This window comes from Butyrivibrio proteoclasticus P6B7 (genome assembly GCF_000622085.1).
GTDB lineage: Bacteria > Bacillota > Clostridia > Lachnospirales > Lachnospiraceae > Butyrivibrio > Butyrivibrio proteoclasticus_A.
Genome location: NZ_JHWL01000026.1, coordinates 1 through 14,407, shown reverse-complemented (window position 1 = coordinate 14,407; position 14,407 = coordinate 1). Strand labels below are relative to the sequence as shown.

Below are 14,407 nucleotides of genomic sequence, written 5' to 3'. Positions count from 1 at the left end.
TGAAATATAAAACTTGGAGGCAATTAAAATGGCAAAGACAATTAAGTACGGCGCAGACGCCCGCACAGCTATGGTAGAAGGCGTTAATAAGCTTGCTGATACAGTAAGAGTTACAATCGGACCTAAGGGAAGAAACGTAGTTCTTGATAAATCATACGGTGCACCAACAATCACTAACGATGGTGTTACAATCGCTAAAGAGATCGAGCTTGAGGATGCTTATGAGAACATGGGCGCTCAGCTTGTTAAGGAAGTAGCTACAAAGACTAACGACGTTGCTGGTGATGGTACAACAACAGCTACAGTTCTTGCACAGGCTATGATCAATGAGGGTGTTAAGAACCTTGCAGCAGGCGCTAACCCAATCGTTCTTAGAAAGGGTATGAAGAAGGCTACAGAGTGCGCTGTTGAGTCTATCAGCAAGATGGCTACAAAGGTTAAGGGTAAGGACCAGATCATGAGAGTTGCAGCTGTATCATCAGGAGATGATGAAGTTGGACAGATGATCGCTGATGCAATGGAGAAGGTTTCTAACGATGGTGTTATCACAATCGAAGAGTCTAAGACAATGCAGACAGAGCTTGACCTTGTAGAAGGTATGCAGTTCGACAGAGGATATATCTCAGCTTACATGGCTACAGATATGGACAAGATGGAAGCTACACTTGATGATCCATTCATCCTTATCACAGATAAGAAGATCTCTAACATCCAGGATATCCTTCCACTTCTTGAGCAGATCGTTAAGACTGGTTCTAAGCTCCTTATCATCGCTGAGGATGTTGATGGTGAGGCTCTTACAACTCTTATCGTTAACAAGCTCCGTGGAACATTTAACGTAGTAGCTGTTAAGGCTCCTGGTTATGGTGATCGTAGAAAGGCTATGCTTGAGGATATCGCTATACTTACAGGCGGTAAGGTTATTTCTTCAGATCTTGGCCTTGAGCTTAAGGATACAACAATGGATGACCTTGGACGTGCTAAGAGCATCAAGGTTGAGAAAGAGAAGACAACTATCGTTGATGGACTTGGCAACAAGGACGACATCAAGGCTAGAGTATCTCAGATCAAGAAGCAGATCGAGGAGACAACATCTGATTTCGATAGAGAAAAGCTTCAGGAGAGACTTGCTAAGCTCGCTGGCGGTGTTGCAGTTATCAGAGTTGGTGCTGCTACAGAGACAGAGATGAAGGAAGCTAAGTACAGAATGGAAGATGCTCTTAACGCAACAAGAGCTGCTGTAGAAGAGGGTATCATCTTCGGTGGTGGTTCTGCTTACATTCACGCTTCTAAGGAAGTTGAGAAGCTGGCTGCTAAGCTTGAAGGCGACGAGAAGACAGGTGCAAGAGTTGTTCTTAAGGCTCTTGAGGCTCCTCTTTACCACATCGCTAACAACGCTGGTCTCGACGGATCTGTAATCGTTAACAAGGTTAAAGAGTCTAAGCAGGGCATCGGCTTCAACGCTTACTCAGAAGAGTACGTTGACATGGTTAAGGACGGAATCATCGATCCTGCTAAGGTTACACGTTCAGCTCTTCAGAACGCTACATCAGTTGCATCAAGCTTCCTTACAACAGAGGCTGCTGTTGCAACAGTTAAAGAGCCAGTTCCTCCAATGCCAGCAGGCGGCGCAGGAATGGGCATGGGAATGTAATAGAATAAGGAAACCATCCGTGGTTTAAAATATTACGGAGCGCAGTCTCGGGTATGCCTGGGGCTGCGCTTTTTTACGCCCGAGAAAACGCATCAAATATGTGCTCCAAAATTTCATAATTTTAATAAACGCTTAAAAATTTATTGCGAGCCCATGATTTATGCGATATACTCAATTTTGAGTTTATAAAATTTTTATAATTTCATTTTTTTCATCATTATAAATGCTCAAAATTATAAGGCTTAACGGAGGGTGTATGAAAAGGGTAAAATTCTTATCTCATCTCAAGATGAGAGTGATACCAATGATGATGGTATCCACGCTGTTATGCAGCAACTTTGTTTCTATTAACGCATTGGCAGAGAGCGAGTCTACAGAGGCTACTTCTGAAGACACAGCAAATGGGGAGAAACCTGCCGATGAATCTACAGACGATTCCAAGGGTACAGAGAATAGTTCACAGGATGAATCAAGTGATGAGGCAGCTACTGGTGACACATCTGAATCAGATGACGCATTAGAGGGCTCAGATGATTCCAGTGACGAGGCATCTACAGAGGCTAGTGGCGAGGCTTCAGAGGGTGACTCCAGCGATGATGCTGTAGGCGATGCAAGTACTGAAGCTACAAGCGAAGAGGAAGAAGCAGCAGATGAGGCTTCTTCTGAAGAATCTTTAGATGAAGACCTTTTAGCAGAGTCTAAACTTGCTTCTACTAATGCACTTGCAAGTCCTTCACTTGAATTACAGTTTAGCGATATTGACATTACAATTGATGCTCCAGATGAAGCGAATTTTGAATTAAAGACAAACATCAGAAAAATCACACCTGTAACAGAGAATGGAGTGACAACTGATTACGTGGATTATACATATGCCACAGTATCAAGTAATGGAACATATCATGTTCTAAACTCAAATTACTTTGCGTTTGATTTTACGGTAAGTGAATTGTATTACGTTGAAATCGAATACGATGGAGAAACATACCCATATGAAGGTAGCGATACTTTTGAAGTTTACGATAGTGTAGGTGAAGCAAATGCAATAAAAGTAACTGCTATAAAGAAGGATAGTACTGAGCCTGTAATTAGTAATGTTGTTGTTCCTAAGCCAACTGTCGGAGAGTATATTTTTTCTGATAAAGCAAATGATTTAGTATTTAAGGCAGATGTTGTTGATAAAGGAACAGATAATAGAGCTGCTAGTGGAGTTGATAAAGTATATGTTCTGTCAGGAAATGATAAATATCTAATGACTAAGGATGCCAAATCCAATACTTATAGCTGGATGCCGGATAAGATGGGAATATACACTATCAATGGAATTAAAGCTATAGACAAATCAAATAACGAAAAAGTATATGAAATGGATTGTACTATATATTATCAGAATCAGCTGGATGATTATTTGGGGTTATCCATGAAAAATGGTGATATATGGTACACAACGGCAAATAGTAGTACAGAGAGCTTCGCTAAAAGGCCAGTTCTATATATCAGAGGAACTTCAGGCAATGCTATAGAATCTATAACTATAAAATGTGGTGATGACAAGGATACAATTCCCGAAGACAATTTTTCTTTGGAGGTTCTTCCTAATGGTTATTTATATAAACTAGATTATGATTTATCAGATCTTTGTAAAGAGGGCGATAATAAAATCGAAGTATTTGCTGAGTATCATGATGATGATGATCCGGAACCTTATTATATAATTAGTGACATAAATGTAAAAATTGACAGCACTGCTCCAAACGCGACCGTAACATATAATCTTTATAATGCCAAAGGTAATAAGCTGTCACATGATGCTAAATCTGGTTGGGATAATGAGTTAGGAATATATGTTGTTAATGGTGATGTATATGCAATTCCTACCATTACTTTGGTTGAACCGGAAGCAGAAGCAACTCCAGTGGAGGAAAGTGAAATTGCTTATTATACATACTACACTGATTGGGAATCTAATAAGAAATTAGGTAGTGGTAATAAAATCAAGTTTTTAAAACGTGATAATCAGGAGCACTATGTAAAAGGCATAAAAGTTGTTGATAAGGCCGGCAACAGCACATATATCGAAATGGCCAGCGACCATGTTATATTCGACGATGATAAACCAAAAATCGAATATGAATATAATACAAGCATTGTTGTAGATAACACCAGATATTACAGAGATGTTGATGCTACAGGATCTATTTACATTAAAGACAATTATGCCCTTAATACAGCAGATGGAAAAACAATAATAACAAAAGATAATGCAGATATTGGAAAGCTCACCAGCAAACAGCTTAATAAATCACTTATAGGAAAACGTTGTTGGCAAATGATTTATTCATTTAATATTTCGCTTGCTGATGAAAGTGAGGATGAATTCTTCATTACAACAACTGCGGAAGATCTTTCTAAAGATCCAGAAGAACAGGCTATAAATGTTACTACAGAGCAGAGTAATAAGATTGTAATTGATAAGAAGGCTCCAACTATAGATGTACAGTGCGATAACTCTTTTGTGACAAAAGGAGATTTCCAACATACAAAGGGAACTGTAGTTATCAAGATTTCTGTAAGTGAGAAGTATCCTGATATAGAAGCGATTGAAGGTGCAATCAGCGTAGCTAGATTGTCTAACTTTGATTCATCCGAATCAGGTTCATCAGTTTCACCTGAATGGACTTGGGATGAAAATGGTGGAACGTGTACTTTTACAATCAGTGAAGAGGGTGCATACGAATTCATACTCAATGCAGATTGCGCCAAGGATATTGTTGGTCACGGAGCAAAGGTAACAGGAAAAGAATTATCAAGGTTTATTGTTAATACAGGTGATCCTGAACTTACAGTTGATTTTGACAATAATCAGGCAGTAAATGGAAAGTATTACAACAAGGCTAGAACAGCAACAATTACTGTAAAAGATATTTCTTTTGATGAATCTACATCAGTGATTAATATTCAGAGTAAGTATGGATCAGTTACAACTCCTAGCTTTACTGGTGATGACGGAGTTTACACAGCTACAATAGAATTCAATCAAGATGGTATATATAGCTTTACGGTAACAGCCTATGATATTTTTGGTACCGAGAAAACGGAAACAGTTGAAGAATTCGTCATCGACACCACAGAGCCTAAGGTCAACGTTACATATACCAACAACGATGCAATGAACCAGATGTACTACAACAAGGCAAGAGTGGCGACTCTTGATATTGAAGACCTTACATTTGATGCTGACCTTGTAGAGTATGGCATGCAGCCTATTTCAGATGGTTCACAGCTCCCTTCAATTGGCAGCTTTAGTACATCAGACCTTAATAACACAGCATACATGACCTTTGATCAGGATGGTAAATACGCTTACGTAATCAACTGTACTGACCTTGCTGGAAATACAGCAACATCCTATATCTCAGATGTATTTGTAATTGATACTATTGCACCAGAAGTTAACTTCTCTGGAGTTGAGAACTACTCAGCTAACAACGGAACAGTAGCTCCTACAGTTAAATATGTTGATAAGAACATGGATATGGAAGCAACTGTTGTTACTATGACAGGTTCTAACAACGGTCCAGTAGCTGTTGGAAACGCTGTTACAGAGACAGAAGATGGATTTGTTGTATCCTATGATGACTTTGCTCATGATAAGAGCATGGATGACCTCTATACTCTTACAGCTAAGGTTTATGACCTTGCAGGAAATGAGTCTGAAGAGGAGCTTGTATTCTCAGTTAACCGTTATGGTTCAGTATTTGTACTTGGAGACGCAGCTAAGGTTCTTAACGAAGAGTACTACACTAATGATCCTAAGGACATTACAATCACTGAGATCAACGTAGATGAGCTTACATACAGAGATATTTCCATCAGCTGCGATGGCGATATTACAGAGCTTACCAAGGGTTCAGACTACACAGTAACAGCACAGGGTTCAGATACAACCTGGAAGACTTACACATACACACTTGGTAGCGAGAACTTTACTAAAGACGGTGTTTACTCAGTAACTGTTTACACTAAGGACAGAGCATCCAATACTCAGGATAACAAGTCTAGAGATGCAGAGATCAACTTTGCAGTAGATATGACTAAGCCTAGTATCGTAACTACAGGAATCGAGTCAAACACAACATATAACAAGAGTTCAATCGGCGTTAACATCAACGTTGCCGATAATATGGGACTTACAACCTTTGATATCTTCAGAGGTGAGAAGCATGTAGGATCTTACACAGCAGAAGAACTTGAGCAGAACGGTGGCACAATCGCCCTTACTCTTGAAGAGGCAGACAAAGAGCCATTCGACCTTAAGCTTGTAGCTGTAGACGTAGCAGGTAACGAAGAGGTACTTACATACAGCAACGTAACTGTTGCAGTAGAAACAACAGAGATCATCGATCCTCCAGTACCACCTGTTGGCCCAGATCCTAAGCCAAGCAACAACAATGTCATTATCTTTATCATCATTGGCTTTGGCGTAATCGCCCTTGCATCTGGAGCAGGCATATTTGCTTATCAGAATAAAAAGAAATCTGAATAATCTTAATAACAATTAAGTTTATATCTCATGGCCGTGTCAAAGCGGTCATGAGGTTTGTCTATATGGAAAGACGATTATTAAATGTCAAGGAGGACACATAAGTGTCAGAAGGAAATAACAGTTTTGAAGGTGGAGATATCATCGAGTGGAACCACCAGAAGATAGCGGATTACTTTGCTGAGTGTGGCAAAGTTTACGATACATTTGAAGAGAGCATAAATGAAGTAGCGATAGCTCTTAACGACTTTGTTAATGACGGAGAGCACAGGGGACCAGAGGCAGAAAGTGCCAAGTCCTTTGTTAATGAGCGTCAGATTGAGGCCGTAGAGGAGGCTATTTATTCTGTTGAGCACCTCCATGGAATGATGGAAGGAAGCAGGCTTTCAGATGAAGTATCACTTCTGGATGACTTCAATGAGAGAGTTGATGCCAGCGAAACAGCCATTGTTAAGAGTCAACACCTTGATAAAGTCATCAAGGACTACACAGAATACAACAATGGTTTCAGAGAAGCCTCTGATTCTATAAAGTCTGCAAGAGATGCCTGTCAGGAGGCAATTGCAGGCTGTTCTTTTCTTACCTATAAGAAATTCACAGAGCCAGACCCAGAGCCAACAAAGGAGTCTATGGAGGCTTTTGTTTCAGTTGAGAATGAAGATGGCTTTGTTCAGAAGTTTGAAAAGACATTCTTAGAGTTCATCGAAGATCACAGCGATGACTTTACTGGAAGTGAGTTCATGGCAATTTGCCCAGTCCTTCTTGAGAATCTTAAGAACGTTAACGCCGCTCTAGGAGACGGTTCTTTTGACCTTACAAGGTACGATGAGACCTTCCAGAACGTAAAATGGACAGACGTAAAAGAGCTAATGAGTGAAGAGATGAGAAATAAATTCCTCAAGTACATGAAGGACTTTAGTCTCTATCTCAAGGGCCTTGTTCCTAAGTGCCAGGTCATCAAGTACGATCCGGTTAATATGAACAATGGTAACTACATTAATGACATAACTGACCTTACAGTTCCTGGAAGATTTCCTCTGGAGTTCAGACGCTTCTACAACGCCCAGTCAGATAAAAGCGGCATCCTTGGAATGGGATGGAGCTGTGCTTTTGATGTACGCCTTAAAAAGGACATGGATGGCGACATCAGGCTCACTACCTTTGACGGAAGAGAGCTGATCTTTAGTAAGGCTAACATCAAGAAGGAAGAAGTGTATCTCGAGGTTCACGGCGAAGAAGGCATTCTTAGAGAAACTCAGACCGGATATGTGATCACAAGAGATGACAACTCCTACGACATGTATGATCTTGACGGATTCCTTGTATCCAAAGGCGATAACAATGGTGAGCACACCAAGATTGATTACACACTGGTCACTGTATCAGGTACAGATACAGCACTTCCTGTAAAAGTTACAACCAAGGATAGAACAAGCCTTTCTCTTAAGTACAACGAAGATGGAATTCTTACAGAGATCACAGACCATGCTGGAAGAACCTGTGCTTACGAATACGAGACAACAATTGCTGCAGATACTAAGCGCTATTTCCTTGTATCTGTAACATATCCTAACGGAGCTAAAAGAGAATATGACTACGATGACAAGGGCCTTATCATTAGCATCAAGAGCCCAGATGGAGTTGTATCCCTTGAAAATAAATACGATGAAAAGAGACGTGTCATCCATCAGTCTTTCCCAGACGGTGGTGAGATGTCTTATGAGTATGACGATGAGAACCGCATCACAACTGCAACAGAGCAGAATGGATGCAAGGTTCAGTACCTTTCTGATGAATTTGGAAGACACGTTGGAACAAGATATGTGGGCATCAGACCAGGTCAGATGACGATGGAGGGTACAGATTCTTTTATTGGTGAAAAAGAAAATGAATCAGATAAGTACCTCATCGAAGAGAAATTCACTTACAACGACAAGAATCAGAAGACCACAGTAACTGACAGAAATGGTTTTGTTACGAGACACCTTTACGATAACAGAGGACGACTTGTCAGCACTATTGGCCCGGAAGGCCTTCATGAGACCATCACTTATGATGCAGAAGGTCACATGACTTCAAAGAAAGATTCAGAGGGCAACAAGTATAAGTACAGATATGACCTTGAAGGAAATCTTTACAGCATCACAGATCCAGAAGGTAACAAGATTAAATACGACTACGTTGATGGAAGACTTGTTGATACAAGAGACGGCTTTGGTAAAAAAACTAAATATACCTACGACGATAATGGAAACATCGCATCAGTAACAGAGCCTTCAGGAAAGAAGACCAGCTACGAGTACGACTCACTTGGCAGAGCCATTAAGTCCATTGATAATGATGGAAACGAGACGAGCTACACATATGATGAAAATGGCAATATTACTTCAGTAACAGACCCTATGGGAAATGTCACACGCCATGCCTACAACAAGGCAGGCCTTCTTACTGAGACCATTAACCCAGATGGTACTAAGAAGACATGGCAGTACAACGAGATTGGTAAAGTAGCTGCTTTTACCGATGAAGATGGACGAACCACTTATATGGCCTACAACACCATGTGGCAGGAGGAAAGGATCATACTTCCAAATGGCGGAGAGATCAGATATAAGTACGACCTTCTTGGAAACAGAGTATCAGTAACAGATCCTGAGAATAGAGTAACTAAGTACACTCATGACAAGATGGGAAATGTCCTTACAGAAGGGCATGTAGTAAGCTCAGCAGGAGACAAGCTTGAAGTCATTTCTGTAAATAAGACCTACACCTATGACGGAAAGAACCGTATAAAGACTGAAACAGACGGCGAGGGCAATGTAACAACTTACAAGTATGATAAGAACGATAATCTTATCTGCAAGACAGATGCCCTTGGTGGACAGACAATAAATGAATACGACGGCCTTAACAGGCTTATTAAGACAACAGATCCAGCAGGAAGATCAATATCTTACACCTTTGATAAGAATGGCAATCTTAAGACAACAACAGATGCATCAGGCATTATCACTGAGAATCACTATGATAATAACCTGCTTATTAAGGTTACCCAGAGAGCAAAGGCAGATGAAGATGTAGAGATCACAATAAACGAGTATTCTTACGACGACCTGGGAAGAATGGCAACTCAGGTAGAAAGAGATGGCTTCACTCTAAACTACGAGTACGACAAGGCTGGAAGAGTAACAAAGACAACCTCATCCAACGGTAGAATCATCGAATACTCTTATGATTCAATGGGAAGAGTAACCACAAAGAAAGACTGCGGTGCTGTTACAAAGTACGCTTATACAGGAACTGGTAAGCTTTGCAGCATAATCGATGCTCTTGGCAACGAGACAAGATATACCTACAACGAACTGGATCTTCTTTGCAAAGCTGAGAGATTTGATGGAACTAAGAGTGATGCAGACGTTGAACTACAGGATAGCCATGCGTATCCTCAGGTTGATAGAAAAGGCCATGTAACTATCTATACCCATGATCTTTCTGGAAAAGTCATCAGCGTAACAGATGCCCTTGGAAATAAAGATATCTATAAGTATGACAGAAAGGGTGAACTCTGTGCGGAGATAGACCGTGATGGTAACGAGACAATCTACACAAGAGATAACAACGGCAACATCATCGGCATCAAGTATTCCAACGGTGAAGAGATTAAATACAGCTATGATGCCCTTTATACCCTTAAGCAGGTTCAGGACCATCTTGGAATCACAAAGATTGAGTCAGACTCTGTAGGTAGAACTATTATGGTAACCACTCCAGATGGACAGAGCGTAGGCTATGAATACGGCCCGGATGATGCCAAGACAGCCATTATCTATCCAGATGGAAAGAGACTTGAATACAAGTACGATGCTTTCAGAAAGCTTGTTGAACTTAGCGACCTTAACGCAGAAACAGGCTCAGTACAGTACTACTATGATTCAAATGCAAGACTTATAAAGAAATCCTTCCCTAACGGAACAACGACTTCCTATGATTACTATCAGGGAGGTCTGTTAAAGACACTCACAAACACTGATAAAGAAGGCGTCCTGGATAGATTTGCATACACTTACAACGAGAAAGGTAATAAAACAGTCATCGAGAAATTTAGAAGAAATCTCGACAATGTAAGTGGTATCTATGCTTATAGCTATGATGAAGTAGGTCGTCTTGAAGCAGTAACAAGAGAAGGAGAAGCTCTTTCTTCTTTCACATACGATGCCTTCGGTAATAGAACAAGCAAAACAGAGAACGATATTAAGACTATCTATTCATATGATGCTCAGGATAGACTTGTCTCTAAGAGTGACCAGAGCGTTTTAAATCCTACACCTGTTATCACAACATACTCGTATGATAATCGCGGAAACCTTGTTGCAGAGTATAAGAACGATGTACTTGATAGAGAGTACACATATAGTGCAAGAAATCTTCTTGAAAAAGCTCAGGTAAAAACTGATCCTTCAATGGACCAGTCTACTTACTATGACTATAACTATCTTGGACAGAGAGTTAGCAAAAAGTCCGTTAATAGTGAAATTTCATACCTCACTGACATCACAATGGATTACAATAACCTTCTTGCTCAGTCTGTAAATGGCAAGACATCTATGTTCATATATGATGACAAGATAGTCAGCATGGAAAAAGAGAATACAAACTCATACTACCTTCTTGATGAGCTTGGAAGCACCATGTACCTTACAGACACAAATGGAACCTCATCTGACGCCTATGCTTATGATGTATTCGGTAAAAGAGTAAATGTAGCAACTGGAAAAACTGTGAATGCATCAAATACTGCAAGTACAGGTGATGCTCTTGTCGACAGCCTTATTCAGCCATTTACATTCACAGGCTACAGAGAAGAGGAGAATGGCCTCTACTTTGCCCAGGCAAGAAGCTATGATCCAGAGACTGGAAGATTTACAGGAGAGGATAAGGTAAGAGGACTTCTCGATATACCTGATTCAATCAACCATTACATTTACTGCTTCAATGCTCCTAAAGACTATGTAGATAGAAATGGTTTATATCCAACTTGTTCAAATACTAATAACGAGCAGGCAGATGGCTTTTCTGGCAGATCATTACCACATGAAGCAAATGGCAAAGGCACTTATCCTACAGGTAGCTCATCGGAAGGTGGATATTATAATGGTGTTTTGGTGGGGTTGGGGCTTTCGCTAATGGCGATTATTCCACCTACAGAATTAGTGATATTAGCAAAGCTATTTGGAATATCATTATCTGATATAGAGCAAATATTGAAAGGATATATTCCTCATAATGTTCCTAATGAAGTTGTAGCCCTTGTAATGGCCGTGCTATCTAAAGTTAGTATTATATCCGATGGTACAACTAGTAAAAATTTGGAAATAAATCTTGATGAGATAAAAAATGTTTATGATGCAAGATATTTTATTGAGAATCAATCTAGTTGGGAAAAAGTTTTGTATGGCAATAATAATATGAAAAATGCAGGATGCGGAATAATTGCAACTATCAATGCGCTACATGCTATGGGGATATATCTGACCGATGAGGAAGTTGCAAATCTTATTTCTGAGTATGAGAAAGACGGAGCTGTGTTGAATGGGGTGTTGGGAACATCTCCTCTGGCTATAATCAATTATTTTGCAGAAGACCCGATGTATGATGTTAGTTACACAGCAACAAATGATTTTGATGAAATTGGCAAAATGGCCGAAGACAGTGATACTTTAATCGTTATGCTATACAATAATGAGGATGATGTTACAGCTGCCTTGCATTATATAAATATTGAGAAAAAGACTGATGCTGACGGAAATACATATTATGTAACGCATAATGCTGGTAATCCTAATGAACAATATGATTCTATTGAAGAAGCGATTGAAGCTACTGGAGAATACGATAATTCGAAGCCTATTGTAGTAATAGGAATAAGTGAAAATGATTTAGGGGATTATCCTGAAAAAGAGGAAAAAGTATGTTAAAGAAGTATAAATATATCATTGTGGTTATAGTGATTATTTCAACACTTGTTGGATGTACGTTTAATAGTAAGCATGCAGAATATATTTCATATATACGTCAATATGGACCTAATGAATTAAGTGAAAAATACTATTATCATTATGTGAGAAAAGAGCCATATTTTTATTCTGTACTAGCAAGGTTTGATGTAGACATCATGGAAGATTACGAAATATATGTATTAGATAATCCTGATAATCAGCGTATTGATGATTATTATGGTTTTGATTCTGGAGTTTATTTTATTATTAGTGAGTATAAGAAATTTACTGATAAGCCAAATTATTACGAATATACCTTATTATTTCATGATAATGAATCCGAACAGGACCAGACTATAATATGCTCGGAAGAAGAAATCATTTTTGATAAAAGTAAAGATGGATTAAGGGTTAAGGTGGCTGATAAGTATTATTTCTTAGAAGAAAATGCAGGTGAGTATTCACTTGAAGAAACTTCTGCTCCGGATGAGGATGAGACTCCTCAATACGAAAGTATTCTAGAAATTGAGGCAGAGGATGGTGTTAAAGCTGTTTTTTCTAAGAAATATAGGGAAGTAGAGTATAAATACCAGATAGGTGACAAGACAGGAACTATAGATGCACTAGATAGTAAATATGCTCCAAAATCAGCACTTTCTGATAATTATGTTGTAGAAGATGGAAAAGTAATCGGTATTGTTCAATATGCAAATCTGTATTTTAGTCGTTTCGATGAAGCTAAGAATCACACAGAGTATAAAGCAGTAAAGGGAGAAGTCCTTTATGAGTTTGATCTACAGACATGTGAGAGTAAAATTCTTTATAGAATTAGAGGCAATAAAAAGCTGATAATTGGATATAAGAATGGTCTAGTTTATCTATATTCGAAAGGTAACGTTATTGAACACTCATTAGATTCAGGAGAAGAAAACGTTATTTACAAAATTGAAGATAATCCTGAAGAACAAATGTCTTTTAACTGGATTGGAAATACGCTTATCATTTTTGATGAACATAACTATGTGGTTGTAGGATCAGTGAAGGTAGAGAATTAGTACATGTTTAAGAAATTTAGTATTACACTTTTGGAAATATTTTTTTTTGTGATTCTTTGTGGATGCACTAGTAAGCGTATGCAATACGTTCCTTACATTGGTGAATTGGGGCCAAACGAGTTAAATTGTAAATACTTTTATTATTATCATTATTTCTACAAAGAGGATAATTCGTATTCTGCACTAATTAGATATGATGTTGATACAAAGGAAAAACATGAAATATATGTAGTGGATAATCCTGATAAGCAACGAATTAATGATTATTATGGCTTTGATGAAGGTGTTATTTTTGTTTATAAAGAACACAAGAATGGTAGTTCTGAATATTTATTAGTGTTTCATGATAATGAATATGATCAAGATACGATAATTGCTCGTTCGTCAGAGGATATTATTGTAATTGGAAATTATAATAGTAAGCCTATAGTGAAAATTGAAGGAAAGTATTATTCGCTTGAAAATGATGAGGGAGAATATAATATTTCTGAAATGGCATATTATGTTGGAAATGAGGATTTTCAAGATGAGAACATTTTAGAAATTGAAAATGAAGAAGGCATCCGAATAGTTTTTTCAAAAAAAATAGAAGAAACAAATTTCAAATACCAGGTTGGGGATAGAAAAGGTGATATTGATGCATTAACTAATAAGTATTCTTCAAACTCAGGCCTTACAGACAATTATGTTGTAGAAGATGAAAAAGTAATTGGTGTAGTCCAGTACGCTGATTTAGATTATAGACATTTCTACGAATCTAAGAAGTACATAAGGTATTAGAAACTAAAAGGACAGGTACTTTATGAATTTGATTTACAGACTGTAAACGCTATTATAAAAGTTGACCAGTTTCATCCATTTCGCTAGCGAAAAAGTTTACCACCTTGTGTTAAGTCCTTTATGATTTTTTGTGTATGAAAAATCATGAAGGGAGAAAGGTGATGATAGTCGAAATGGATCTCTACTACCAAATCCGTAGCCGTTATAATGACGGCGAATCCATACGGTCCATCGCCAGAACACTGGGGATATCCCGGCAGACCGTTAAAAAGTATTGCAGAGGCGATACGCATCCTGATGAACGGAAGCCTTATCATCGGGACTCTGAGGTGGTTACTCAGGAAGTTGTTGATTTTGCTCGTGCCTGTCTTGAAGAGGA

6 protein-coding genes are annotated in these 14,407 nt (G+C 38.7%); all 6 read left to right on the top strand.

Translation table 11 applies throughout. From position 1 onward, the window contains the following. Positions 1-28: 28 nt before the first annotated feature. Positions 29-1,654 (top strand): chaperonin GroEL, encoded by a 1,626-nt coding sequence (groL, locus tag T541_RS0113485; protein WP_026653213.1) that lies wholly within the window; start codon positions 29-31, stop codon positions 1,652-1,654. A gap of 256 nt (positions 1,655-1,910) precedes the next feature. Further along, positions 1,911-6,200 (top strand): hypothetical protein, encoded by a 4,290-nt coding sequence (locus T541_RS0113480; protein ID WP_026653212.1) that lies wholly within the window; start codon positions 1,911-1,913, stop codon positions 6,198-6,200. A 101-nt stretch (positions 6,201-6,301) separates the two neighbouring features. Continuing rightward, on the top strand, positions 6,302-12,172 hold the full coding sequence (locus T541_RS0113475; RefSeq protein WP_026653211.1) for a DUF6531 domain-containing protein: 5,871 nt from the start codon (positions 6,302-6,304) through the stop codon (positions 12,170-12,172). Then, positions 12,166-13,248, top strand: coding sequence for a hypothetical protein (locus T541_RS0113470; protein ID WP_026653210.1), 1,083 nt, complete (start codon positions 12,166-12,168; stop codon positions 13,246-13,248). Before T541_RS0113475 ends, T541_RS0113470 begins: the two co-directional genes overlap by 7 nt. Before the next feature lie 3 nt (positions 13,249-13,251). Next, a complete protein-coding gene (locus tag T541_RS0113465) occupies positions 13,252-14,028 on the top strand; it encodes a hypothetical protein (protein ID WP_026653209.1) in 777 nt (258 codons plus the stop codon). Between the two features lie 161 nt (positions 14,029-14,189). Beyond that, the coding region (locus T541_RS21445) for a helix-turn-helix domain-containing protein (RefSeq protein WP_197025158.1) at positions 14,190-14,407 on the top strand (218 nt) is incomplete at its 3' end.

What these genes read in the sequence shown, in the direction of transcription:
- groL (WP_026653213.1), top strand. Translation starts at nt 29, where the DNA reads ATGGCAAAGACAATTAAGTACGGCGCAGACGCCCGCACAGCTATGGTA.
- T541_RS0113480 (WP_026653212.1), top strand. Translation starts at nt 1,911, where the DNA reads ATGAAAAGGGTAAAATTCTTATCTCATCTCAAGATGAGAGTGATACCA.
- T541_RS0113470 (WP_026653210.1), top strand. Translation starts at nt 12,166, where the DNA reads ATGTTAAAGAAGTATAAATATATCATTGTGGTTATAGTGATTATTTCA.
- T541_RS0113465 (WP_026653209.1), top strand. Translation starts at nt 13,252, where the DNA reads ATGTTTAAGAAATTTAGTATTACACTTTTGGAAATATTTTTTTTTGTG.